Origin of the sequence: Telluria mixta, from assembly GCF_029223865.1 — a bacterium.
GTDB lineage: Bacteria > Pseudomonadota > Gammaproteobacteria > Burkholderiales > Burkholderiaceae_D > Telluria > Telluria mixta.
The window spans coordinates 5,082,493-5,105,816 of sequence record NZ_CP119520.1 but is presented as its reverse complement, the minus strand read 5'-3'; the positions used below and the strand labels follow the sequence as shown (position 1 = coordinate 5,105,816).

The 23,324-nt window shown below is 69.4% G+C and carries 22 protein-coding genes; 17 read left to right on the top strand and 5 right to left on the bottom strand.

What is annotated here, in order from left to right; translation table 11 throughout:
• Positions 1 to 132: 132 nt before the first annotated feature.
• The 4 genes from P0M04_RS22680 to P0M04_RS22665 are packed head-to-tail and all read left to right on the top strand — an operon-like array spanning position 133 to position 4,325.
• Entirely contained in the window at positions 133 to 2,436 is a 2,304-nt protein-coding gene (locus P0M04_RS22680; protein ID WP_259449520.1) for a nitric-oxide reductase large subunit, read from the top strand.
• 22 nt (positions 2,437 to 2,458) lie between these two features.
• Positions 2,459 to 2,863, top strand: a complete 405-nt coding sequence (locus P0M04_RS22675; RefSeq protein ID WP_259449521.1) for an Rrf2 family transcriptional regulator — start codon at positions 2,459 to 2,461, stop codon at positions 2,861 to 2,863.
• On the top strand, positions 2,860 to 3,075 hold the full coding sequence (locus P0M04_RS22670; protein WP_259449522.1) for a DUF2249 domain-containing protein: 216 nt from the start codon (positions 2,860 to 2,862) through the stop codon (positions 3,073 to 3,075). Before P0M04_RS22675 ends, P0M04_RS22670 begins: the two co-directional genes overlap by 4 nt.
• On the top strand, positions 3,075 to 4,325 hold the full coding sequence (locus P0M04_RS22665; protein ID WP_259449523.1) for a hypothetical protein: 1,251 nt from the start codon (positions 3,075 to 3,077) through the stop codon (positions 4,323 to 4,325). Before P0M04_RS22670 ends, P0M04_RS22665 begins: the two co-directional genes overlap by 1 nt.
• Here the strand turns inward: P0M04_RS22665 and P0M04_RS22660 are convergent.
• Both P0M04_RS22660 and P0M04_RS22655 read right to left on the bottom strand, forming a co-directional pair.
• A complete protein-coding gene (locus tag P0M04_RS22660; protein ID WP_259449524.1) occupies positions 4,236 to 4,982 on the bottom strand; it encodes a PEP-CTERM sorting domain-containing protein in 747 nt (248 codons plus the stop codon). The genes P0M04_RS22665 and P0M04_RS22660 overlap by 90 nt on opposite strands.
• Before the next feature lie 13 nt (positions 4,983 to 4,995).
• Positions 4,996 to 7,161, bottom strand: a complete 2,166-nt coding sequence (locus tag P0M04_RS22655) for a phosphocholine-specific phospholipase C (RefSeq protein WP_259449525.1) — start codon at positions 7,159 to 7,161, stop codon at positions 4,996 to 4,998.
• A 240-nt stretch (positions 7,162 to 7,401) separates the two neighbouring features.
• Here P0M04_RS22655 and P0M04_RS22650 point away from each other — a divergent pair, with 240 nt between their 5' ends.
• The 5 genes from P0M04_RS22650 (at position 7,402) to P0M04_RS22630 (ending at position 14,092) form a co-directional block, all read left to right on the top strand.
• Positions 7,402 to 8,952: a L,D-transpeptidase family protein gene (locus tag P0M04_RS22650; protein WP_259449526.1), complete on the top strand. Its 1,551-nt coding sequence runs from the start codon at positions 7,402 to 7,404 to the stop codon at positions 8,950 to 8,952.
• A 64-nt stretch (positions 8,953 to 9,016) separates the two neighbouring features.
• The gene (locus P0M04_RS22645; RefSeq protein ID WP_371877311.1) at positions 9,017 to 10,783 is read left to right on the top strand and encodes a PHA/PHB synthase family protein; all 1,767 of its coding nucleotides are present in this window, start codon (positions 9,017 to 9,019) and stop codon (positions 10,781 to 10,783) included.
• Positions 10,784 to 10,817: 34 nt separating this feature from the next.
• Positions 10,818 to 11,579: an enoyl-ACP reductase FabI gene (gene fabI, locus P0M04_RS22640; RefSeq protein ID WP_259449658.1), complete on the top strand. Its 762-nt coding sequence runs from the start codon at positions 10,818 to 10,820 to the stop codon at positions 11,577 to 11,579.
• Between the two features lie 3 nt (positions 11,580 to 11,582).
• Positions 11,583 to 12,989, top strand: coding sequence for a bifunctional enoyl-CoA hydratase/phosphate acetyltransferase (locus P0M04_RS22635; RefSeq protein ID WP_259449527.1), 1,407 nt, complete (start codon positions 11,583 to 11,585; stop codon positions 12,987 to 12,989).
• A complete protein-coding gene (locus P0M04_RS22630) occupies positions 12,986 to 14,092 on the top strand; it encodes an acetate/propionate family kinase (RefSeq protein ID WP_259449528.1) in 1,107 nt (368 codons plus the stop codon). Before P0M04_RS22635 ends, P0M04_RS22630 begins: the two co-directional genes overlap by 4 nt.
• Here P0M04_RS22630 and P0M04_RS22625 read toward each other — a convergent pair.
• A complete protein-coding gene (locus P0M04_RS22625; protein WP_259449529.1) occupies positions 14,080 to 14,784 on the bottom strand; it encodes a Crp/Fnr family transcriptional regulator in 705 nt (234 codons plus the stop codon). The two genes, P0M04_RS22630 and P0M04_RS22625, sit on opposite strands and share 13 nt — an antisense overlap.
• 127 nt (positions 14,785 to 14,911) lie before the next feature.
• Here P0M04_RS22625 and P0M04_RS22620 point away from each other — a divergent pair, with 127 nt between their 5' ends.
• From P0M04_RS22620 to P0M04_RS22585, 8 genes are all read left to right on the top strand, one after another.
• Complete coding sequence (locus P0M04_RS22620; RefSeq protein WP_259449530.1) at positions 14,912 to 15,304, top strand: ribonucleotide reductase subunit alpha; 393 nt, start codon at positions 14,912 to 14,914, stop codon at positions 15,302 to 15,304.
• Between the two features lie 65 nt (positions 15,305 to 15,369).
• Positions 15,370 to 16,380: a ubiquinone anaerobic biosynthesis protein UbiU gene (gene ubiU / locus P0M04_RS22615; protein WP_259449531.1), complete on the top strand. Its 1,011-nt coding sequence runs from the start codon at positions 15,370 to 15,372 to the stop codon at positions 16,378 to 16,380.
• A gap of 20 nt (positions 16,381 to 16,400) precedes the next feature.
• On the top strand, positions 16,401 to 17,288 hold the full coding sequence (gene ubiV, locus P0M04_RS22610) for a ubiquinone anaerobic biosynthesis protein UbiV (RefSeq protein WP_259449532.1): 888 nt from the start codon (positions 16,401 to 16,403) through the stop codon (positions 17,286 to 17,288).
• Complete coding sequence (ubiT, locus tag P0M04_RS22605) at positions 17,285 to 17,686, top strand: ubiquinone anaerobic biosynthesis accessory factor UbiT (RefSeq protein ID WP_259449533.1); 402 nt, start codon at positions 17,285 to 17,287, stop codon at positions 17,684 to 17,686. The genes ubiV and ubiT overlap by 4 nt, the downstream gene beginning before the upstream one ends.
• Before the next feature lie 12 nt (positions 17,687 to 17,698).
• Entirely contained in the window at positions 17,699 to 18,097 is a 399-nt protein-coding gene (locus P0M04_RS22600) for a putative zinc-binding protein (RefSeq protein ID WP_259449534.1), read from the top strand.
• Positions 18,098 to 18,152: 55 nt separating this feature from the next.
• Positions 18,153 to 20,618, top strand: coding sequence for an adenosylcobalamin-dependent ribonucleoside-diphosphate reductase (locus P0M04_RS22595; RefSeq protein ID WP_259449535.1), 2,466 nt, complete (start codon positions 18,153 to 18,155; stop codon positions 20,616 to 20,618).
• A gap of 88 nt (positions 20,619 to 20,706) precedes the next feature.
• Complete coding sequence (locus P0M04_RS22590) at positions 20,707 to 20,955, top strand: heavy-metal-associated domain-containing protein (RefSeq protein ID WP_259449536.1); 249 nt, start codon at positions 20,707 to 20,709, stop codon at positions 20,953 to 20,955.
• Positions 20,948 to 21,148 carry a hypothetical protein gene (locus P0M04_RS22585; RefSeq protein WP_259449537.1) on the top strand — a complete coding sequence of 67 codons (201 nt, stop codon included), beginning with the start codon at positions 20,948 to 20,950 and terminating at the stop codon, positions 21,146 to 21,148. The genes P0M04_RS22590 and P0M04_RS22585 overlap by 8 nt, the downstream gene beginning before the upstream one ends.
• Before the next feature lie 34 nt (positions 21,149 to 21,182).
• On the opposite strand, the gene P0M04_RS22580 is transcribed toward P0M04_RS22585, so the two are convergent.
• Entirely contained in the window at positions 21,183 to 21,566 is a 384-nt protein-coding gene (locus P0M04_RS22580; RefSeq protein WP_259449538.1) for a hypothetical protein, read from the bottom strand.
• A gap of 188 nt (positions 21,567 to 21,754) precedes the next feature.
• A complete protein-coding gene (locus P0M04_RS22575) occupies positions 21,755 to 23,314 on the bottom strand; it encodes a methyl-accepting chemotaxis protein (protein ID WP_281042074.1) in 1,560 nt (519 codons plus the stop codon).
• Positions 23,315 to 23,324: the final 10 nt, after the last annotated feature.

Below are 23,324 nucleotides of genomic sequence, written 5' to 3'. Positions count from 1 at the left end.
CAAAGTGACTAGTCCGTACGCATTCCTAAACTGGGTCAAGCATTTCAAATAAAGCTGCATTTGCAATGCAACTATTGCCGTGTTTCGCCGCACAATGCGGTGTATCGATCAACCACAGTGAAGGAAAAAGCCATGCACGCTACACGCAGACTATGGACCTGGCTGGCGATCATCTGCGTCCTGTCTTTCGGCACGCTCTTGTTCGTGGGCCGGGAGATCTACCTGAAGGCGCCGCCGATCCCCGGACAAGTCCTCGACCACCAGGGCCACGTCATCTATACCGGCGACCAGATCAAGCGCGGCCAGCAGGCCTGGCTCGCCGCCGGCGGCCAGCAGCTGGGCACCGTCTGGGGCCACGGCAGCTACGTCGCGCCCGACTGGTCGGCCGACTGGCTGCACCGCGAAGCCGTCGACCTGCAGGACCGCCTGGCCCGGCGCGACCACGGCCAACCTTACGCACAGCTGGATGCGGCCGCACGGGGCGGCATCGACGCGCTCGTGAAAGAAGCCCTGCGCCGCAACACCTATGACGCGGCCGCCGACACGTTGACCCTGTCGGCCGAGCGCACCGCCGCCATCGCGGCCGTCGCGAGCCATTACGCGGGCCTGTTCGGCACCGATCCGAAACTCGACAAGCTGCGCGAGCAGTACGCGATGAGCGCCGGCTCCCTGCCCGCGCTTGAGGATCGCAAGGCGCTGACCGCGTTCTTCTTCTGGTCGTCCTGGTCGGCGGCCACCGACCGTCCGGGCGAATCGGATCTGTCGTACACGAGCAACTGGCCGCACGAACCCCTCGTCGGCAACACCCCGACGGCCGGCGCCGGCATCTGGTCGGTCGCCAGCATCATCGTCATGATCGGCGCCATCGCCGGCATGGTGCTGTTCCACTCCGCCCAGCCGGAAGAAGCCGATCCGAAACCGCCCAAGGACGACCCGCTGTTCAAGCTGAAGGCGACGCCGTCGATGAAGGCCACGCGCAAATACTTCGCCGTCGTCGTCGCACTGATCCTCGCCCAGGTAGGCATGGGCGTGATCACTGCGCACTACTCGGTCGAGGGCCACAGCTTCTTCGGCGTCCCGCTGGGCGACATCCTGCCGTTCACGATCAGCCGCACGATCCACACCCAGTTCGCCGTGCTGTGGATCGCCACCGCGTGGCTCGCGACGGGCCTGTACATCGCGCCCGCCATCTCCGGCCATGAGCCGAAGTACCAGGCGCTCGGCGTGAACCTGCTGTTCTACGCACTGCTGTTCATCGTCGCCGGTTCGACGGCATGCGGCTGGCTCGGTACGCTGCAACACCGCGGCGTCGACTTCAGCTTCTGGCTCGGCAACCAGGGCCTCGAATTCACCAGCATGGGCCGCGTGTGGCAATACCTGCTGTTCGTCGGCCTGCTGTTCTGGGCCTTCCTGCTGGGCCGCGGCCTGTGGCCCGCATTGCGCCGCCCGTCGGAAAGCCGCGGCCTGATCGCGATGGTGTTCCTCGCGGCCGTGTGCATCGGCGGCTTCTACGCCACGTCGCTGACCTGGGGCCAGCATACGCACTACGCCATGGTCGAATACTGGAGGTGGTGGCTCGTGCACCTGTGGGTCGAAGGCTTCTTCGAAGTGTTCGCCACGGCCGTCATCGCCCTGCTGTTCACCCGCCTGGGCCTGATCCGCGCGGCCAGCGCCAACGCCGCCATCGTGCTGGAGACCATCGTGTTCCTGTTCGGCGGCATCCTCGGCACGCTGCACCACCTGTATTTCACGGGCACCCCGACGGCCGTGATCGCGATCGGCGCCATGTTCTCGGCGCTGGAAGTGGTGCCGCTGTCGATGATCGGCATCGAGGCGTACCGCAATTACCAGCGCACCAAGGCCGCGCCGTGGGTGGCAAACTACCGCTGGGCGATCCTGTGCTTCATCGCCGTCGGCTTCTGGAACACGGTGGGCGCGGGCCTGCTGGGCTTCTCCATCAACACCCCGATCGCGCTGTACTACATGCAGGGCCTGAACATGACGGCCGCGCACGGCCACGCCGCCCTGTTCGGCGTGTACGGCATGCTGGGCGTGGGCCTGATGCTGTTCTGCCTGCGCGGCCTGACGGACCGCCTGGCCTGGTCGGACGCGCTGCTGAAACCGATGTTCTGGCTGCTGAACCTCGGCCTCGCGATGATGGTGTTCATGGCACTGGTCCCGGCCGGCATTTACCAGGCCTGGGCCAGCATCACGAAAGGCATGTGGTTCGCACGCTCGCCGGAAGTGATCCACTCCCCGTTCATGGAAAACATGGTGTGGCTGCGCGTGCCGGGCGACATCGTGTTCGCGGTGGGCACCGTGTTCCTCGCGCTGTTCGTGCTGCGGGCGATGCGCCGTCCGGCACGACCGGTCGAGGTACCCATCGAGATCGCCGGCCGGCCCGCCGCCAGGGCCCGCGTTTCCACCAAGGCCTGAACCCACGGGCGCCGGAGCGAACATGCGTCTCACCGAACATACCGACTACGCCCTGCGCGTGCTGATGTACCTCGGGGCCAACGGGGGCCGGCTCGCCACCACCGGCGAAGTGGCCACCCTGCACGGGATCTCCCATCATCACCTGACGAAGATCGTCAACGAGCTGGGACACGCGGGCTTCATCGAGACCGTGCGGGGCCGCTGCGGCGGCATCCGCCTTGCCCGCGCGCCCGCGGACATCACCGTCGGCGACGTCGTGCGCCACACGGAACCCGATTTCCACCTCGTCGCCTGCCTGGACGGCCGCGCCCGCGCGTGCCCGCTGGCACCGGCGTGCGTGCTGAAAGGGGCGCTGTGCCGCGCGACGGCCTGCTTTCTCGAGTCGCTGGACGGCATTGCGCTGTCCAGCCTCATCGGACCATCGTGAACGATTATCTCGACCTGCGGGCCCTGCCCGCCCCCGAACCCATGGAGCGCGTGCTGGACGCGCTCGATGCTCTCGCCGACGGCGCACGGCTGCGCGTGCTGCTGGCGCGCGAACCGCACCCGCTGTACGGCATCCTCGCGCGCTCCGGCTACCGCTGGCAGTCCGCCTGGCGGGACGACGGCTGCCTCGTGACCATCGCGCGGGACGCCTGATGCGGCGCGCCCTCGACACCACCCGCCTCCCGCCGCCCACCGTGCCTCTCGCGTTCCTGCTGGCGGCGCCCTGGTTCGGCGTGGCGGCGGGCGTCGTCGTCGCGTGGCATGGCGCGGCCGTCGTCGCGTCGCGCTGGTTTGCGCCCGCGCTGGCGGCCGTCCACCTCGTCACGCTGGGCTTCCTCACGATGACGATGGCGGGCTCGCTGCTGCAGATGATCCCTGCCGTAGCCGGACTGCCGCTGCGCGGGACGTGGCGCCCGGCCGCCTGGAGCTGTCCGCTGCTGGGCGCCGGCGCGGCGCTGCTGGCGGCCGCATTCCTGTCCGGGCATGCGCTGCTGTTCGCGCTGGCGGGCGCCACGCTGCTGGCGGCGTTCGGTGCGCTGCTGGCCTGCCTGGTGCCCTCGCTATGGCAACGGACCCGCGCCGCGGCGTCCACCGCCCACATCGCCGGCGGCATGCGCGCGGCCGTCGCGGCGCTGCTGGCGTGCGTCGGGGCCGGCCTGCTCCTCGCGGGCTGGCTCGCAGGCGGTCCGGCCGTCCCCGTCCTGCCGCTCGTCGATACCCACGCGGCGCTGGGCCTGGCCGGCTGGGTGCTGCCGCTCGTAATGGCCGTGTCGTTCCAGGTGATCCCGATGTTCCAGGCGACCGACCCGTTTCCGCCGCCCGCCGCGCGCGTGCTGGCGCCGCTCGTGCTGCTTGCGCTGGCTGGATGGATCGCGGGCCGCTGGCTGGACGCGCCCTGGCGCGCCGTGCCCGCGCTGGCCGGCGCCGCGCTCGTCACCGCCTATGCGGGCCTGGCGGCAGCCCTGCTGCTGCGGCGGGAACGCACGCGCACCGCGGCAGGCACGCGCTACTGGCTGCTGTCGCTCGCGTCGCTGACCGCCGCGGCCTGGATGTTTGCCTGGCCGGGCGAGACATCGGATGCCCTCGTCGGCGTCTGCTTCCTCGCGGGCTGCGCGATGTCAGCCGTGAACGGCATGCTGTACCGGATCGTCCCGTTCCTTGTGTGGCACCAGCTGCGCGCGCGGCTGCCGGCGGACGTGGCGGTGCCGAAGTTCGCCGAACTCATCGCGCCCGACCGCCTCCGTACGCAATGCCGCTGGCACGGGGCGGCCGTCGCGGTGCTGGTTGCCGCGTGCGTGGTGCCGCCGCTTGCGTCAGTCGCCGGCGTGCTGCTGGCCATCGCCTGCCTGCGGCTCGGGCTCGACCTGGCGGCGCCCGTGATGCGGCATCGCCTGTCGCTTTGACCGGCGCGACCAGCCCAGCATGCCGAGTCCCAGCGCGAACACCGCCGCCGTGCCGGGTTCCGGCACCTCGCCTGCGGGCGGCGCCTGCAGCACGAACGACAGGTTGTCCGCATAGCCGTCATTGTCGCCCGAGACGAGGCGCTCCATCGACAGCCAGAACGACAGCCTGCGGGTGCCCGTCGGCACGAAGCCGTCGGTCTCGCGGTACATCAGGCCAGTTTGATTGTTGCGGTCCTGCGGCGTCACCGGTCCGAGCATCGAGTTCCCGATCTCGTTGTCGAACTCGTCGAGGAACTGCACGTAGAACAAGGCGTTGTCGTCCTGGTCGGCCCAGCCGCCGAGCCAGCCCGTCAGGGCGTACGAGGTGGCGCGGGTCGTCGCCAGGCCGAAGTCCAGCGTCTGGTACCCGACGGCATACTGGCCGAATCCGGCGAACATCTTGTTGCCGCGCTCCAGCGGTCCCGGTTGCGTGGGCAGCACCCAGTTGCTGCCGTAGTCCACGGACTGGAACGTGTTGTAACCCGCGTAGCCGGTCCAGCCGGCGGTACCGGCTTCGGCATCACCGTTGACGACGAGGTTGCTGCCGTAGACGACGGCGGCCTGGCTGTTGCAGGCCGCGGCCAGCAGCGCCGCGGCAATGAGGAAGCGAACGTGCATGGGAGTCTCCTGATCAAACGACACGGTACTGGTCGAGCTGCGCCGCGCCCCGCATCGCCGGGTCGCTGATCGACGGCAGGCCGTTTTCGAGATGGCCCGCGAAACGCCGCAGCCAGCCGGGCATGCCGCTCACGCGCACGCTGAAGTCGTACCAGTTGGCGGTCTGCGCCAGCGACAGGCGGAGCGTGCTGCGCGACCGTGCGAGCACGCGCACGTCCGGAACACGGATCGTCGTGTACTTGTTAGCGGTCAGCTGGAAGATGCACGGCTGGCCGCCGTTGTTCACGAAGTCGACGACCAGCTCCCCGGCCCGGCGGTCGGCGCGCACGACCAGCTCCGGCAACGCGGCGTCCGCGGCGCGGCGCACGTCGCCCGCGATGTGCCGGTGGAAGCCGTTCGGCCCCAGCAGCCACAGGTCGTAGGCGGCACCCGTCGTCCAGCGGCCCGTCAACTGCTTGCCCGCCTCGACGGTGTAGCGGCGCGGGATCTGATCCAGCGCCAGGCGGTCGTACACGTGGAAAACGGCCCCCGCCTCGCCCGCGTTCTCGAACGTCAGGTCGATCAGGCTGCCCGCGACAGCCGCCTGCACCTGCAGCTCGTACGGCAGCGCACGCGCCGGACGCACGCCGGCCGCCTGCACGGGTGCCGACAGGGCCGTCGGGATCGCCGGAACCTTCGTGCTGCCTAGGCTCAGCGCCAGCGCGCGCCGGGCGGCCGTGTCGGGCAAGGCCACCGCGCTGTCGTTCGGGTTCACGAAGTCGAAACAGGACAGCAGGTTGCCGCTCACCGCGCGCCGCCATGGGCTGATGAGCGGCTCGCGCACGCCGAAGCGCGCCTCGATGAAGCGGACGATCGACGAGTGATCGAACACCTGCGAATTCACCCAGCCGCCCTTCGTCCACGGGGAGATGACGTACAGCGGCACGCGTGGGCCCAGGCCGTACGGGCGATGCAACGTGCGCGCGTCGGCGCCGTTCAGGATATGGTGGTATTCGCCAGTCGTGTCGACGGTCGATGCGCCGGCGAACCGGGCCTGCGCCGGATCGGGGCTGTACGTCGTGTACGACGGGACCGCGGGCGGCGGCATGTGGTCGAAGAAGCCGTCGTTCTCGTCGAAGTTGATGATGAAGACCGTCTTGCTCCAGCTCTCCGGATTGGCCGTCAGGGCGTCGAGGACGCGCGCGATGTAGTCGGCGCCCGATGCGGGGCTCGACGGCCCGGGGTGCTCGGAGCCCTCGGCGGTCGCGACGACCCAGCTCACCTGCGGCAACCGGTTGGCCAGCACGTCGGCCTTGAGCAGGTCGAGATCGCGCGTGCTGACGCCGCGGCTGCGCAGTGACGGCGAATAGCCGGGCCGCTGGTACCACGCATTGCGGAACGAGCGGAAGCCGGCCAGCGCATTGTCGGTGAAGTTGTCCGCCATGTTCTGGTAGACCTGCCAGCTGATCCCGGCCGCTTCGAGGCGCTCCGGATACGTGGTCCAGCGATAGTCGGTGTTCGGATCCGGATTGAAGTCGTCGTGGCTGTTGTCGGTCGACGGGCCGCCCGCGGCGCCCAGCGGGTCGTTGTGGCCGGTGAACAGGAACAGCCGGTTGGTGTTGGTGCCGGTCTGCGTCGCGCAATGGTAGTGGTCGCAGATCGTGAAGGCGCGGGCGAGCGCGAACTGGAACGGCACGTCGGCCTCCGCGTAATAGCCCAGCGAATGGTTCTGCTTGACCGTGCACCAGTCGTTCATGCGGCCGTGGTCCCACGCCAGTTGCGCATCGAGCCACGCGTGCGGCGTGCCGGCCACGCGCATGACCGGGAAGTCCTGCACGGTATTCAGGCGGAACGGCGCGATGGCGCGGCTCTGCGGCCAGTCGGGCCGGCCGGGTACCGGCGCGCCGCCGACCGTCTTCTGCACGAAGACCGTCTTGCGGTTGAAGAGATTCTGGCGGTCCATCACGGGAATCGGGAATGGATCGCCGAATCCGCGTACGCCCTCCAGCGTGCCGAAATAATGGTCGAAGCTGCGGTTCTCCTGCGTCAGCACGACGATGTGCTCGACGTCCTGCAGGCTGCGGGTGCGCTGGTTGGCCGGCAGGGCCAGCGCCCTCTGGATGGCGGGCGGGAGGGACGCGAGGACGGCGCTGGCGCCGCCGGCCTGGGCCAGCGTACGGAGGAAGCCGCGGCGGCTCATGCGTGCACCATCGGGACGGGGAACGCGAGATCGAAATATTGCATTTGGTTCATCCAGGTTGATTATTTGAAATGACGAATTTGATGCTCAGCAGGGGTCAAGCGTAGGCGGCGATGATGAAATGTTGATGACAAAATAATTTTCCGCGGAAAGACCGACGTTTTCGGCGAATGTAACGGCCAGCAGCCGGTTTGACCTGCATCAATGACGCCGCACCAGGCCGCCGTCTATCGTGCTTGCATGAACGTCATTGCCTCCCGCTGGATCTGCTGCCTCCTGTTCGCCCTTGCCCCCGCGCTTGCCACCGCTGCCCAGACCGCACCGCGCGGTCCCGTCGACGCCCGCGTGCTTGCGGCGCGGCTGTATGCCGGCGCCGCGCCGCCGTCCTGGCTGGGTGACGGCGGCGGCCGCGCGCGCGAAGCCGTGCGCCTGCTGCGGGACGCGCCCGCGCACGGCCTCGACCCGGCCCGTTACGACGCCGAGGGCCTGGCCTCCCGGCTCGACGCCGGCGTGGACGTCGCCGCCGCCCTCGCCATCGAGCGGGACCTCAGCACCGCCATGCTCCAGTACCTGGCCGACCTGCACTTTGGCCGTCTCGCGTCCGGCTATCGCCTGCCGTCCGACGACGCCCCCGCCTTCGACCCCGTGGACCACCTGCGCGATGCGCTGCGTACCGGACGCATGCCGGAGGCAGTGGACGCGGCTTCGCCGCCGATCCCGATGGTGCGCCGGGTGGAGGCCACGCTTGCCCGCTACCGCGCCCTCGCCGCCGCGCACCCGCACTGGCCGGACCTGCCGCCCCTTCCCGCCAGGCGGATCGAACCAGGCACGCGCTATGCGGGCATGGCGCTGGTGCGCGAGCGCCTGCGCCTGTTCGGCGACCTGGACGACGACGTGCCCGACGGCGACGTCTACACACCGGCGCTGGCGGCCGCCGTGCGCCGCTTCCAGGCGCGTCACGGCCTGGCGGAAGACGGCGTGCTGGGCGCCGGCACGCTGGCCGCGCTGGCGGTATCGCCGGCCCGGCGCGTGACGCAGCTGGAATTGACGCTGGAGCGCCTGCGCTGGCTGCCGCGTCCGCCGCAGGGCCGCGTGGTGGTCGTCGACGTGCCGGCCTACCGCCTGTGGGCGTTCGACGGCCACGACCCGGCCGGACAACTGCTTGAAATGCGGGTGATCGTGGGCGCGGCCGCGCGCACGCCCACGCCGCTGTTCATCGGCCAGATGCGCTACGTGGAATTCAATCCGTACTGGAACGTCCCGCGCAGTATCGAAACGGCCGAGATCATTCCGAAGCTGGCGCGCGACCCCGGCTACCTCGCGCGCAACGACATGGAAGCGCTGTCCGCTTCCGGCCGGGTATTGCCGGACGCCGGCGCACTCGCCGCCCTGCGCGCGGGCACGGCGCGGGTGCGGCAGCGCCCGGGACCGAAGAATGCGCTCGGCGCGGTCAAGTTCGCCATGCCGAACCCGATGAACATTTATCTGCACTCCACGTCGGCGCAGGAGCTGTTCGCGCGGTCGCGGCGCGACCTGAGCCATGGCTGCATCCGCGTCGAGCACCCGGCCGCGCTCGCGCAATTCGTGCTGGCCGACCCCGAACGCTGGGGTATGGAGGCCGTGGCCGCGGCCTTGCGTCCGGGCCGGACCGTCACGGTGCCGCTGCGGGAGACGGTCCCCGTCGTGCTGTTCTACGCGACGGCGCTCACGGACCGCGACGGCCGTGCCCTGTTCAGCGAAGACATCTATGGCCTCGACGAGCAACTGGCGCAGGCGCTGCGCGCGGATTGACGATGCTTCAAGATTTTGATTTAGATCAATGATCTGAAATCGATCGAACCGGTAAGGTGGGCGCATGGACAAATTCAACCCGCATGCCCCCATTCCCCCGTCCGCCGATCCCTGGGACGACATCGAACCGCCCACCGTGACCGACCGCATGCTGCATGCGGCGCTCGGCCGCGTGACATCCGGCATCTCGCCCGCCGCGCTGGCGCTCGCGTGGGTGGACTGGAGCCTGCACCTGGCCCAGTCGCCCGGCAAATGGGCCAGGCTGTGTGACAAGGCCTTGCGCAAGGCCGGCCGCTTCGGCGACTACGCGGCGCGCGCCGCGGTCGGACAGGTGGCACGCTGCATCGAACCGCTGCCGCAAGACCGCCGCTTCGACGGCGAGGCCTGGCAGCGCTGGCCTTTCAACGTGATCCAGCAGGGCTTCCTCCTCAACCAGCAGTGGTGGCACAACGTCACGACCGGCATCGGCGGCGTCGCGCCGCACCATGAGCAGGTGGTGGCGTTCGTCGCGCGCCAGTTGCTGGACATGATGTCGCCCGTGAATTTCATCGCGACGAACCCGGAGGTGCTGCAGGCGACCGCGCAACAGGGCGGCATGAACTTCGCGAAAGGGATGGGCTACCTAGCGGACGACTGCTGGCGCATGCTGACGGACTGTCCGCCGGCCGGCGCCGAGGACTTCGTGCCGGGCCGCCAGGTCGCCGTCACGCCCGGCCGCGTCGTGCTGCGCAACCGGCTGATGGAGCTGATCCAGTACGCGCCCGCGACACCGGACGTGCACGCGGAACCCGTGCTGATCGTGCCGGCATGGATCATGAAATACTACATCCTCGACCTGTCGCCCCGTAACTCGCTCGTGAACTACCTCGTCGGCCGGGGCCACACGGTCTTCATGATCTCGTGGCACAACCCGGGCGAGGAAGACCGCGACCTGGGCATGGACGACTACCTGCGCCAGGGCGTGCTCGCGGCGCTCGACGCCGTGAACGCGATCGTCCCGGACCGGCGCGTGCATGCCGTCGGCTATTGCCTGGGCGGGACCTTGCTCGCCATCGCCGCCGCGTACCTGGCCGGCCGGCGCGACGAGCGCCTGCGCTCGCTGACGCTGTTCGCCGCCCAGACGGATTTCACGGAGGCGGGCGAACTCTCGCTGTTCATCGACGACAGCGAACTGAATTTTTTGGAAGACATCATGTGGCGCCAGGGCTACCTGCAGACGCGCCAGATGGCCGGCGCCTTCCAGCTGCTGCGCTCCAACGACCTCGTATGGTCGCGCATCGTCAACGACTACCTGCTCGGCCAGCGTCCGCCGATGAACGATTTGATGGCGTGGAACGCGGACGCCACGCGCATGCCCTACCGGATGCACAGCGAGTACTTGCGCCGGCTGTTCCTGAAGAACGACCTGTTCGAAGGGCGGTACCACATCGACGGCAGGCCCGTCGCGCTGGCCGACATCCGCGCGCCGCTGTTCGTCGTCGCCACCGAGACGGACCACGTGGCGCCGTGGAAGTCCGTCTACAAGATCAACCTCGTCGCCGACGCCGACGTGACCTTCGTCCTCACGAGCGGCGGCCACAACGCGGGCATCGTCAGCGAACCGGGCCACCGGGGGCGCCATTTCCGCCTCGCCCGCCGCACCGACGGCGACCGGTACCTGGCGCCGGACGAGTGGGTTGCCGCCACGCCCGCGCGAGACGGCTCGTGGTGGCCTGCCTGGGTCGACTGGCTGGAGGCTGGCAGCACCGGCCGCACCGCACCGCCGGCGCCGGGCGCGGCCGGCTACGCGCTCCTCGAGCCGGCCCCCGGCCGCTACGTGCTCGAACGCTGACCCCTTACTGGAGATTCACATGCAGAACGCTCTCATCGACCTGCGCGGCAAGCGCGGGCTCATCCTCGGCATCGCCAACGACCGCAGCATCGCCTGGGGTTGCGCCCGCGTCATGGCCGCGTGCGGGGCCGAACTGGCGGTGACGTACCTGGACGAGCAGGCCGAACCCCACGTGCGCCCGCTGGCGGAGGCACTGCGCGCCCCGCTCGTGCTCCCGTGCGATGTGCGCCAGCCGGGCCAGCTGGAAGCCGTGTTCGACGCCGTGCGCACCGCCTGGGGCACGATCGATTTCGTGATCCACGCGATCGCCTATGCGCCCAAGGACGACCTGCAGGGCCGCGTCGTCGACTGTTCCGCGGCAGGCTTCGCGCTGGCGATGGACGTGTCGTGCCACTCGTTCATCCGCTGCGCGAAACTCGCCGAGCCGCTGATGCCGCACGGGGGCTGCCTGCTGACGTTCACGTTCTACGGCGGCGAGAAGGTCGTCCCGCACTACAACCTGATGGGTCCCGTAAAGGCCGCGCTGGAGGCGTCGGTACGGTCGCTGGCCGCAGAGCTGGGCAGCCGGCGCATCCGCGTCAACGCCGTCTCGCCGGGCCCGATGGGCACGCGCGCGGCGTTCGGCCTCGAACACTTCGACGAACTGCTCGGCGACGCCTGGTCGCGCGCGCCCGAGCACATGCTGGCCCGACTCGACGACGTGGGCGCGGTCGCCGCGTTCCTCGCCAGCGACGGCGCGCGCCTCGTGACGGGCAACGTCGAATACGTCGACGCCGGCTACCACGTGATGGGGTGAACGATGGACACGATCAGCAACCGCACGTTCGACGAACTGAAGGTCGGCGACAGCGCGAGCCTCGCGCGCACCCTCACCCGGGCCGACATCGAACTGTTCGCCGTCGTGTCGGGCGACGTCAACCCCGCCCACCTGGACGAGGAGTACGCCCGCAGCAGCATGTTCCATGAAGTGATAGCGCACGGTATGTGGAGCGGCGCCCTGATCTCCACGGTGCTCGGCACCCAGCTGCCCGGTCCGGGCACGGTCTACCTGGGCCAGTCGCTGCGCTTCCTGAAGCCGGTGGGGCTGGGCGACACCGTGACCGTCCTGCTCACCGTCGCCCGGCTCGATCCGGAACAACATCGTGTGACGCTCGACTGCACGGTGACGAACCAGGATGGCCTGCGGGTGGCCACGGGCACGGCGGAAGTCATCGCGCCGGCCGAGAAAGTCGCGCGGCCCCGCATCGCGCTGCCGGAAGTGCGCCTGCGCGAGCGCGGGAGCCGCTACCGCGCGCTGCTGGCGGCCGCGCAGGATGCGCCGCGCGTGGCCACGGCCGTCGTCCACCCGGTCGACACGGTGTCGCTGCTGGGCGCCGTCGAAGCGGCGCGCGAAGGCCTGATCACGCCGGTGCTGGTCGGCCCGGAAGCCAGGATCCGCCAGGCGGCCGAGCTGGCGAACGTCGACCTCGCGCCGTACCGCATCGTGCCGACAGCGCACAGCCATGCGGCTGCCGATACCGCCGTGGCGCTGGCGCGCACGGGCGAGGTGGGCGCCATCATGAAAGGCGCGCTGCACACGGACGAATTGATGCACGCGGTCGTCGCCCGCGACACCGGCCTGCGCACGGGCCGCCGCATCAGCCACGTGTTCGCGCTGGACGTGCCCACGTACCCGCGGCCCCTGTTCCTCACGGACGCCGCCATCAACATCTACCCGACGCTGGAGGACAAGCGCGACATCGTCCGCAACGCGATCGACCTGGCGCACGCGCTGGGCATCGCGGCGCCGCGCGTGGCGATCCTGTCCGCGCTCGAGACGGTGTACCCGAAGATCGCGTCGACCATCGAGGCGGCCGCCCTGTGCAAGATGGCCGACCGCGGCCAGATCGAGGGCGCGATCATCGACGGGCCCATGGCGTTCGACCTCGCCGTGTCGGAGGAAGCGGCGCGCACCAAAGGCTTCGTGTCGCCCGTGGCCGGCCGCGCCGACATCCTCGTCGTGCCCGACCTCGAAGCGGGCAACATGCTGGCCAAGCAGCTGGAGTACCTGGCGGAAGCGCAAGTGGCCGGCATCGTACTCGGTGCGCGTGTACCCATCATGCTCACCAGCCGCGCGGACGGGCCGCTGGCCCGCCTCGCCTCGTGCGCATTGGCGTCCCTGCTCGTGCGCCACTCGACGGCTCCCGCGGTGATCGGATCGCCATGAACAGGGGTTACGCTTGCATCAACGCCGGTTCGTCCAGCATCAAGTACGCCGTATATGTGGAACGCGGCGCGGATCTCATCGCGACCGCGCACGGCCAGGTGGAAGGCGATGGCGGCCCCGCGCAACTGGGCGTCGTCATCGACCAGGTCGAAAGCCACCTCGCGCCGGCCCGGCTGGCGGCCATCGGCCACCGCGTCGTCCACGGCGGCAATGCCCATGCGGGGCCGGCCCTCGTGACGCCGGCGCTGCTGGCAGAATTGCGGGCCCTGGCCCCGCTGGCGCCCCTGCACCAGCCGCACAACGTGGCGGGCATGGAAGCGATGGCGCACCTGCATCCGGGCCTGCCGCAGGTCGCCTGCTTCGACACCGCGTTCCACCTCGGGAACCCGAGAGTGGCGCGCCTGTACGGCCTGCCGCGCGCGTTGGCGGATGAAGGCATGCTGCGCTATGGCTTCCACGGCCTGTCGTACACCCACATCGCCGAGGCGCTGCCCGCCATCGAACCGCGTGCCCGCGGCCGCGTCGTCGTCGCCCACCTGGGCAGCGGCGCAAGCATGTGCGCCATGGTCGACGGCCGGAGCGTCGCGACGTCGATGGGCTTTTCCGCGCTCGACGGCCTGCCGATGGCCACGCGCTGCGGCGTCCTCGACCCCGGCCTCGTGCTGCACCTGCTGCGCACGAAAGGGATGACGCCCGACGCGCTGGAACGGCTGCTGTACCGCGACAGCGGCCTGCTGGGTCTCTCCGGCGTCAGCGGCGACATGCGCACGCTGCTCGCCAGCGACGCGCCCGCCGCGCGGGAGGCGGTCGACGTGTTCGTGTACCGCATCGCGCGCGAGCTCGGCTCCCTGGCTGCGGCCGCCGGTGGGCTCGACGTGCTCGTGTTCACGGGCGGGATCGGCGAGCATGCGGCCGAGATCCGCGCCCGCGTGTGCGAACAGGCGGCGTGGCTGGGCGTGCGCCTCGATGCGGACGCGAACGCGGCCGGCGGTCCGCGCCTGCACGCCGCGGACAGCGCCGTTGCCGTGTGGGCGCTGCCGGCCGACGAGGAAGCCGTGATCGCACGCGAGACGAAACAGGTGGCGGACGCTTATCCCTCGTAGGCGCGCAGGCCGTCCGCGTTCAGGATCGCAATGTCGCGGCCGTCCACGCGCACGAGTTCGCGCCGCGTGAGATCGTTCAGCACGCGCGAAAAATACTCGGGCGTGATGTTCAGGCGCGACGCGACGAGGCGCTTGCTGACGGACAGCCGCACGGTCGCGCCGGATTCCGGCGCATCCTTCAGCAGGTAACCGACGACGCGCTGGCCGCCCGTGTGCAGGGTGTACGACTCCACGTCCGCCACGAGGCCGTGCAGGCGCCGGCTCATCCCGGCCAGCATGCGGCGGGCGAAGGCCGGACTCCGTTCCAGCTCGGCGAAGATGGCTTCCTTGCGGACGTGCAGCAGCAGGCAGTCTTCCAGCGCCGTCGCCGTCACGAAGTACGGCTTGTCCATGAACATGACGGCTTCGCCGAACGTCTTGCCGGGACCGAGGATCTCGATGACTTTTTCCTGGCCCTGCGGCGAGATGAAGGCCAGCTTGACCTGGCCGTACAGGATCGAATGAAACCCCTCGCACGGGTCGCCCCGCTCGACGATGGCGCGGCCGCGGTCGACGTGCTGCTCGGTGGCGGCCGCGCCGACGGCGCGCAGCTCGTCCTCGCCGAGGTCGGAAAACAGCGGCAGGCGGCGCAGGAAGGTGCAGGGATCGATGGTGGCCACGGTCGCGGGAGGAAATAGTCGGGATGCCGCCATTCTCGCGCGTACGGGGGCCGCATGGGATAGTCCGGAATGACTAGGCGGGGTCCTCCATCGTGCCGACTTACGCGCGCGAGGAACGTCCCTACAATCGGACCATCTCCCATTCCCGGACTCACCCACCATGCAACTCTCGAATTTCTCCGATTTCCTCACCGCCGCGCGCGCCCAGCCGGAGGCGCAGCGCCTGCTGTTCGTCTTTGCGGTCGCCGAACTGCCGCAGACGCATACGCCGGGCCAGGCGCGCCGCTTCGAGGAAGGCCGCGGCGGCGCATTGTCTCCCGTGATGTGCGTCGACAAGGGGCTCGACGAGCTCGCGGATTTCACGATGCTGGCCGACGAGTCGCGCGCGACGGGCCAGCCGTGGGACATGGTCCTCGTCGCCGCGCTGGCTGGGGAACAGCAGGCGTCCGGCATCGACCGCGGCCTCAAGATGATGATCGACGCCGTGCACCGCGGCGCCATCGAGCGCTTCCTCGCGTTCGACCCGAACGGACACGCCGTGCGATTTGCTTAACCTCGTTTAAGGCGGCGTGGGTCGCTCGTAACTATGCTTCCTGCGTTACCGTTCACCCGCCCGCCATGACCTCTCCCTCCCTCGAACTCGTTTGTCCCGCCGGCAGCCTGCCGGCCCTCAAGGCCGCCATCGACCACGGCGCCGACTGCGTCTACCTCGGCTTTCGCGACGCGACCAATGCGCGCAACTTCGCCGGCCTGAACTTCTCCGAAGACGCCATCATCGAAGGCATCCGCTATGCCCACGACCGCAACCGCAAGGTCTTCCTCGCGCTGAACACCTACCCGCAGCCGGGCGGCGACGGTCCCTGGCGCCGCGCCCTCGACCGCGCCGCCACGCACGGCATCGACGCCGTGATCCTCGCCGACCCGGGCCTGATGGAATACGCGGCGCGCGTGCATTCCCAGCTGCGGCTGCACCTGTCCGTGCAGGGCTCGGCGACGAACATCGACGCCATCGCCTTCTACCACCGCCACTTCGGCATCGCGCGCGCCGTGCTGCCGCGGGTGCTGTCGTTGGCCCAGGCGGAAAAAGTCATCGAGCATTCGCCCGTCGAGATCGAAGTGTTCGGCTTCGGCAGCCTGTGCGTGATGGCCGAGGGCCGCTGCCAGCTGTCCTCGTACGCCACCGGCGAATCGCCCAATACACACGGCGTGTGCTCGCCCGCGAAGGCCGTGCGCTGGACGCGGACGCCGCGCGCGCTGGAGGCGCGCCTGTACGACGTCCTCATCGACCGCTACGGCGACGGCGAGCAGGCCGGCTACCCCACCCTGTGCAAGGGCCGCTTCGACGTGGACGGCGAGACCTATTACGCGATCGAGGAGCCCGCGAGCCTGAACACGCTCGAGATCCTGCCGAAGCTCGTGGCGGCGGGCGCGCGCGCCGTCAAGATCGAAGGCCGCCAGCGCAGCCCCGCGTACGTGGCCCAGGTCACGAAGGTGTGGCGTGCCGCCATCGACGCCTGCCTCGCGGAACACGGCCGCTACACGGTCCGGCGCGAGTGGATGACGAGCCTGGACAACGTCGCCGAAGGCAGCCAGCACACGCTGGGCGCCTACCACCGCCCCTGGAAATGACTTCGTACCGAAAGACCATCATGAAGATTGCCCTCGGGCCCCTGCAATACTACTGGCCGCGCGACACCGTGTTCGCGTTCTACGATGCGATGGCGGAGACGCCCGTCGACATCGTCTACCTCGGCGAAACCGTGTGTTCGCGCCGGCACGAATTGCGCCCCTCCGACTGGCTCACGCTGGCCGACCGCCTGGCCGCCGCCGGCAAGGAAGTCGTGCTGTCGACCCAGGTCCTGATCGAATCGCCGTCCGACCTCTCCGCCCTGCGCCGCGTCGCCGCCAACGGGCGCTTCCTCGTGGAGGCCAACGACATGGGGGCCGTCCACTGTGTCGACGGCCGCCCGTTCGTCGCGGGACCGCACCTGAACGTGTACAACCCAGCCACGCTCGCCCTGCTCGCCCGCGCCGGCGCCGTGCGCTGGGTCGCGCCGCTGGAGATGCCGTCCGCGAGCCTCGCCGCCATGCAGTCCGACCTGCCGGCCGGCGTGGAGACCGAGGTATTCGCCTACGGCCGCATGCCGCTCGCGTTTTCCGCCCGCTGCTTCACCGCGCGCCACCGCAACCTGCCCAAGGACGATTGCCGCTTCAGCTGCCTGGAACATCCGGACGGCCTCGTGCTGAACACGCAGGAGGGAAAACCGTTCCTCGTGCTGAACGGCATCCAGACCCAGTCCGCGAAGGTCTACAACCTCGTCGACGCGCTGCCCGCCATGCGCGCTCTGGGCGTGGGCATCGTGCGTCTCAGCCCGCAGTCGGCCCACATGGCGGACATCGTCGCCAGCGTGCACGGCGTGCTGACGGGGTCGCTGTCCGGCGCCGCCGCGCGCGAGCGCATGGGCGCGTGGATGCCCGGCGCCGCGTGCAACGGTTTCTGGCATGGCCGACCCGGCCTCGAGGAGGTCGCCGCATGAACGCTTCCCCCTACCGCCTGCCGGCGCCCGTCCGCCACGTCCTGTCCCGGTTGCCCGGCCGGCCCGGCGCCTGGCTGTTCGCGGCAGGCCTGAACGCCGGTTTGAAGCCCCACCTGGACGCGGACGTGCGCGCGCAACTGCTGCGCAAGCGACTGCGCCTGGCCGTGCTGGACGCGGGTGTCGCCTTCGACGTCGCGTGGAACGGGCGCTCGTTCGCGGCCGTCACATCGAAGACGGAACCGGACGTCGTCATCGGCGCAACCCTGTACGACCTGGGCCTGCTGGCCACGCGCCGCGAGGACCCGGACACGCTGTTCTTCAGCCGGCGCCTCGTGATGGAAGGCGATACGGAGCTGGGACTGCTCATCAAGAATACGCTGGACGCCATCGACCGTTGAAAGGAGAAACCCATGGGCCGTGACCGCACCGTTTTCCCCCTCGTCTATTCCTGCTCCGGCTGTTCCAGCGCGGCGCAGATGGCCAACCACATCGCGCTGGAACTCGACCGCGCCGACGTCGCCGAGATGTCGTGCATTGCCGGCGTGGGCGGCGACGTGCCGTCGCTCGTCAAGCTCGCGAAGTCGGGCCGGCCCGTCGTCGCCGTCGACGGCTGTCCGCTCGAATGCGTGCGCAACTGCCTCGCGCGGCATGGCGTCACGCCGGACCTGCACGTCCAGCTGGCGGAACACGGCGTGCGCAAGCGCTATCACATGCAGTTCGACGCGGCCGAAGCGGCTACCGTCGCGCGCGAGGTGGCGGACGACGTGGCCCTGCTGGCAGCGGAACGCCGAATGCTTCAACCAGTTTAAGGCGGGGCCGGCGCGCCTCGGGGATAGTGGACGCCTGACTATCACCGAGGATGACATGAACGCCAACGAATCCCTCTTTGCCGCATCCATGCCGACGCAGGACGTGTCGGCCGACGTACTGCGGGAAAAATACGCGAAAGGCGACGAGACGACCGTCGCGCAAGTGCGCGCCCGCGTGGCCCGCGCGCTGGCCGCGCACGAACCCGAGCCGCTGCGCCTGGAGATGGAGCAGCGCTTCTTGTGGGCGCAGGACCACGGCTTCGTGCCCGCCGGCCGCATCAACTCCGCCGCCGGCATCGGCCTGAAGGCCACGTTGATGAACTGCTTCGTGCAGCCCGTCGGCGACGCGATCAGCGGCCGCGACGGCGCCGTGCCCGGCATCTACGACGCTGTGGCCGAAGCGGCGGAAACGATGCGGCGCGGCGGCGGCGTCGGTTACGACTTTTCCGCGATCCGCCCAGCCGGCAGCCTCGTGAAAGGCACGCAGTCGCGCGCGTCCGGCCCCGTGTCGTACATGGCCGTGTTCGACGCGTCGTGCCGCACGGTGGAGTCGGCGGGTGCACGCCGCGGCGCCCAGATGGGCGTGCTGCGCATCGACCATCCCGACATCGAAGCGTTCGTCGCCGCCAAGGACGGCGGCGCGTTCAGCAATTTCAACCTGTCGGTCGGCGTCACGGATGCGTTCATGCGCGCCGTGCTGGACGACGGCGCCGTCGAGCTGACGCACCTTGCCGAGCCGGGACCGGACGACCAGGCGAACGGCGCACATCTACGCCCGGACGGCCGCTGGGTCTACCGCACGGTCCGCGCGCGCGACTTGTGGGACAAGGTGATCCGCTCCACCTACGACCATGCGGAGCCGGGCGTGCTGTTCCTGGACCGCATCAACGGCGAGAACAACCTGTACTACGCCGAGACGCTGGCCGCCACCAACCCGTGCGGCGAACAGCCGCTGCCGCCGTACGGCTGCTGCGACCTGGGCTCGCTCGACCTGACGAAGTTCGTGCGCCACCCGTTCACGCCGGAGGCGTTCTTCGACCTCGACACGTTCCGCGAAGTGACGGCGGTCGGCGTGCGCATGCTCGACCTCGCGCTCGATGCCACCGAATGGCCGCTGCCGCAGCAGGCGGCGGAAGGCCGCGACAAGCGCCGCATCGGCATCGGCTTCCTGGGCCTGGGCAGCGCGCTCGTCATGCTGGGCCTGCGCTACGACGCCGACGAGGGCCGCGCGTTCGCCGCCGACGTCACGCGCGCGCTGCGCGACACCGCCTACGACGCATCGGTGGACCTGGCGCGCGAAAAAGGCGCGTTCCCGCTGTTCGACCCGGCGCGCTACCTGGACGGCGCGTTCGCGCGGCGCCTGCCGGACGAACTGCGCGAGCGGATCGCCCGCCACGGCATCCGCAATTCGCACCTGATGTCGATCGCGCCGACGGGCACCATCGCCCTCGCGTTCGCGGACAATGCGTCGAACGGCATCGAGCCCGCGTTCTCGTGGGTCTACCAGCGCAAGAAGCGCATGCCGGACGACAGCACGCGCATCTACGAAGTAGCCGACCACGCGTGGCGCCTGTACCGTCACCTGGGGCACGATGTATCCGAATTGCCGCCGCAGTTCGTCACGGCGCTGGAGATGTCCGCGCGGGATCACCTGGGCATGATGGCGGCCGTGCAGCCGTACGTGGACGGCGCGATCTCGAAGACCGTCAACGTGCCGGCCGACTACCCGTTCGACGACTTCAAGGATTTATATACGGAGGCATGGCGCGCCGGCCTGAAGGGCCTCGCCACGTACCGGCCGAACGCCGTCACGGGCAGTGTGCTGAGCGTAGCGCCTCCTCCGCCTGCCGAGGCGGCGGACGCCGGAGTGCCGGACCACGTCGATCCGCTGCGCCGCCGCTTCGAAAGCCGACCGGCCGGCGAACTGGAATCCGTCACCTCGAAGGTCGAATACACGACGCAGGAAGGCAAGAAGACGGTGTATCTGACCATCAGCTTCATGCGCGTGGAAGGAAGGCTGAACGGGCGCGACCTCGTCATCGAGCGCCCGTTCGAATTCTTCATGCCTGCCAACCAGCGCAGCGACGGCCACCAGTGGATCACGTCCACGATGCGCCTGCTGTCGCTGGCCGCGCGCGCCGGCAGCTCCATCGCCAAGGCGCTCGCCGACATGCGCGCCGTCGTGTGGGAAAAGGGACCCGTGCGCTGCGGCCACCTGACGCGGGCGGACGGCGTGCAGGTGCCCGTGTACCACGATTCGGAAGTGGCGGCGATCGCGTTCATGCTGCAGCGGATCCTGATCCGCCGCGGGTTCCTGGATGCCTACGGCAACCAGGTGCCCGCCGACGCGCTGGATCGCCTGCTTGCGGGACGCGGCACCCCGGCGGAAGCACCGGCGCCCGAGGCGGCGGCGGTCGAAGAGACGGGCGCGAAATGCCCGGAATGCGGTGCGCGCGCGCTGCGCAAGGTCGACGGCTGCACGCGCTGCACATCGTGCCACTACCTGGGCGGCTGCGCCTGATTCGTAAAACCTGAAACCGGTTCAAGGACAGGGCCGGCATCCGGCCCTACTCTGACGGTGTACCAACGACCTACGCAAAAGGAGCATCATGCAACACGATTTCCAGTTCTCGGCCCCCCTCGCCTTCGCCGACATCGAACGCCTCACGAGCGCCCTGTGCACCCTGCCCGGCGTGCGCGGCATCGACCTCGAACCGGGCGGCCGCGAGATGCGCGTGGAGTTCGACGAAGGCGCCACGTCGACGCAGGCCATCACCGCCGCGCTGACGGGCGCCGGCTACGCGGAGGCAAACAGGGAACGCAGCGGTGGCTGCTGCGGCGGGTGCTGCGGTGGCTGAGAGCGTACGCCGCCACGCCTGGCTCGCTACGGCGATGACGGCGCCGATGATGCTGATGCCCGCCGTGCTGGCGTGGCAGGAGTGGGCGCACGGCGACCGCATCGCCACCTGGGCCGGCGCCGGCGTCGCGGCGCTGGCGATGGCCGGCACGGTGGCCGGCATCGATGCGCTGATGCGCCGCGACGATCGTTAGGAGCACCCGCGGATACGCTGCAGCGAGGCGCCTGTCAGTACCGCAGCAGCTCGCATTGCGCCATCGTGAAGCCTTTTCCAGGTTCTGGCGCAACCTGGGGAAACGTTACCGTGTAGCGCTCGGACTCCTCACCCGCAATACGGGTCGGCATAAAGTACCGGGCACTTCGCGAACGCGCCAGTCCGCACATGCCTCTCAGGATAAACATCGACGACGACACCGAACCGCCGGATCGCCGTGCTATCTGAACAGTCGACGAATCCGTTTTGCGCTCGATTTCGTGAAACGCCATGTCGAGCACCTTCCCATTCTCCACCGGGACGTCCTTCACGGACAGATGGAACAATGCTGGATCACTCGCCAACGCGCTCAGGGGCGCAAGTGCGAGGATGCCAGCAAGGACGACAAGACGCTTCATTCAACCTCCGGCTTTCAGTTCGAGACAGATACGGCATAGTTTATGGCCTTCATGTCTTGATTCCCGAAAATCTTGCCCATTGGTTAACGCGTGCCGGCAGATGCGCCGTACGGTACTGCCTGACGCTTCCCGCCTCGACGTTCCTCCCGCACCGCCAGCGCCAGACCGGCGCCGTCGAGTTGGTGCCGTCAGGCGCTCCTGGCCGCTTCCAGCCTGAACATGCGGATCGTGTCGTTCAGCGTATGCGCCTGCTCCTGCAAGGCCTGCGCCGCACCGGCCGCCTGCTCGACAAGGGCCGCGTTCTGCTGCGTGACGCTGTCCATCTGGCCCACGGCCTGGTTGACCTGCTCGATGCCGATGCGCTGCTCGTCGCTGGCCGCCGTGATGTCGGCCATGATCCCTGTCACCTTGCGCACGCTGGCCAGCACGCGCTGCATCGTGTCCGCCGCGCGGCCGGTGAGCTCCGTGCCGCCCGCGATCTTCGCGGTCGAATCGTCGATCAGGTGGCGGATCTCGCGGGCGGCGGCGGCCGAACGCTGCGCCAGGTTGCGCACCTCGGTGGCGACGACGGCGAAGCCCTTGCCCTGTTCGCCCGCGCGCGCCGCTTCCACCGCGGCGTTGAGCGCGAGGATATTGGTCTGGAATGCGATGCCGTCGATGATGCCGGTGATGTCCGCGATGCGGCGCGCGCCATCGCTGATCTCGTCCATCGTGGCCGCCACGCGCGCGACGGCGTCGCTGCCCTCGGCCGTGATCGTCGCCGTCGCCGCCGCCAATGCGTTCGCTTCGCGCGCATTGTCCGCGTTCTGCTGCACGGTGCCCGTCAGCTCTTCCATCGACGAGGCGCTCTGCTGCAGCGCGCTGGCCTGCATCTCCGTGCGTGCCGACAGGTCCATGTTGCCGCTCGCGATCTGCGAGGACGCGGTGGCGATCGTCTCGGTGCCGCGCCGTACTTCGCCGACCATCGTGCCGAGGCTCGCGTTCATCGCCGCCAGCGCGCCGAGCAGTTCGCCGACTTCGTCCTTCGAACCCGCTTCGATCCGGCTGGTGAGGTCCCCGCCCGCCACGCGCTGCGCCACCGCGACCGCGCTGCGCAGCGGCAGCACGATGGAACGGGCGAGGCGGACGGCGAACACGAGGCCGACGGCCAGCGCGGTCGCGCCCAGCGCCAGCATCAGCACGCGGCCGGACGCGATCCGGTCTCGTACGGCCTTGCCGGCGGCTACGGCGCGGCCCTTCTGCAGGACGTTCAGCTCCTGCACGGCCTGCTGCAGCACGTCCAGGCGCGGCAGGGTCTCCGTCAATACCAGTTGCTGCGCCTCGTCGCGCCGCCCCCCTTCGACGAGGGCGTTCACCTGCGTGAACGAGGCCACGTACGCCTCGCGCCGCTCGGTCACCCGGGCCAGCACGGCCTTGCCTTCGGCACTGGCGACAAGGCGGCCCAAGGTGGCGAGCGCGCCATCGATCTCGTGCCGGTTCGACGCGATTTTCTCGCGCACCCGGGCACGGTGGCCGTCGTCGGGCGCGATGAACAGTTCCAGCGTGCGGAGTGCATTCGCCCGCGTCATCGTGTCGATGGTGGCAGCGGCTTCCGCCTTGGCCCAGTCTTCGTCGATCAGGATCGCGGTCGCCTGGCCCACGTCGTGGAAGCGCTGGAGGCCGATCGCGACCACGAGGGCGAGCAGCATCAGCACGAGGCCGAAGCCGCCGGCTAAACGGGTGCCGATCCTGAAGTTTGACATTTTCATATGAAATCCT

Coding starts and splice junctions, on each gene's coding strand:
- P0M04_RS22680 (WP_259449520.1), top strand. CDS start 133: ATGCACGCTACACGCAGACTATGGACCTGGCTGGCGATCATCTGCGTC.
- P0M04_RS22675 (WP_259449521.1), top strand. CDS start 2,459: ATGCGTCTCACCGAACATACCGACTACGCCCTGCGCGTGCTGATGTAC.
- P0M04_RS22665 (WP_259449523.1), top strand. CDS start 3,075: ATGCGGCGCGCCCTCGACACCACCCGCCTCCCGCCGCCCACCGTGCCT.
- P0M04_RS22660 (WP_259449524.1), bottom strand. CDS start 4,982: ATGCACGTTCGCTTCCTCATTGCCGCGGCGCTGCTGGCCGCGGCCTGC.
- P0M04_RS22655 (WP_259449525.1), bottom strand. CDS start 7,161: ATGAGCCGCCGCGGCTTCCTCCGTACGCTGGCCCAGGCCGGCGGCGCC.
- P0M04_RS22650 (WP_259449526.1), top strand. CDS start 7,402: ATGAACGTCATTGCCTCCCGCTGGATCTGCTGCCTCCTGTTCGCCCTT.
- P0M04_RS22645 (WP_371877311.1), top strand. CDS start 9,017: ATGGACAAATTCAACCCGCATGCCCCCATTCCCCCGTCCGCCGATCCC.
- P0M04_RS22635 (WP_259449527.1), top strand. CDS start 11,583: ATGGACACGATCAGCAACCGCACGTTCGACGAACTGAAGGTCGGCGAC.
- P0M04_RS22630 (WP_259449528.1), top strand. CDS start 12,986: ATGAACAGGGGTTACGCTTGCATCAACGCCGGTTCGTCCAGCATCAAG.
- P0M04_RS22625 (WP_259449529.1), bottom strand. CDS start 14,784: ATGGCGGCATCCCGACTATTTCCTCCCGCGACCGTGGCCACCATCGAT.
- P0M04_RS22620 (WP_259449530.1), top strand. CDS start 14,912: ATGCAACTCTCGAATTTCTCCGATTTCCTCACCGCCGCGCGCGCCCAG.
- ubiU (WP_259449531.1), top strand. CDS start 15,370: ATGACCTCTCCCTCCCTCGAACTCGTTTGTCCCGCCGGCAGCCTGCCG.
- ubiV (WP_259449532.1), top strand. CDS start 16,401: ATGAAGATTGCCCTCGGGCCCCTGCAATACTACTGGCCGCGCGACACC.
- ubiT (WP_259449533.1), top strand. CDS start 17,285: ATGAACGCTTCCCCCTACCGCCTGCCGGCGCCCGTCCGCCACGTCCTG.
- P0M04_RS22600 (WP_259449534.1), top strand. CDS start 17,699: ATGGGCCGTGACCGCACCGTTTTCCCCCTCGTCTATTCCTGCTCCGGC.
- P0M04_RS22595 (WP_259449535.1), top strand. CDS start 18,153: ATGAACGCCAACGAATCCCTCTTTGCCGCATCCATGCCGACGCAGGAC.
- P0M04_RS22590 (WP_259449536.1), top strand. CDS start 20,707: ATGCAACACGATTTCCAGTTCTCGGCCCCCCTCGCCTTCGCCGACATC.
- P0M04_RS22580 (WP_259449538.1), bottom strand. CDS start 21,566: ATGAAGCGTCTTGTCGTCCTTGCTGGCATCCTCGCACTTGCGCCCCTG.
- P0M04_RS22575 (WP_281042074.1), bottom strand. CDS start 23,314: ATGAAAATGTCAAACTTCAGGATCGGCACCCGTTTAGCCGGCGGCTTC.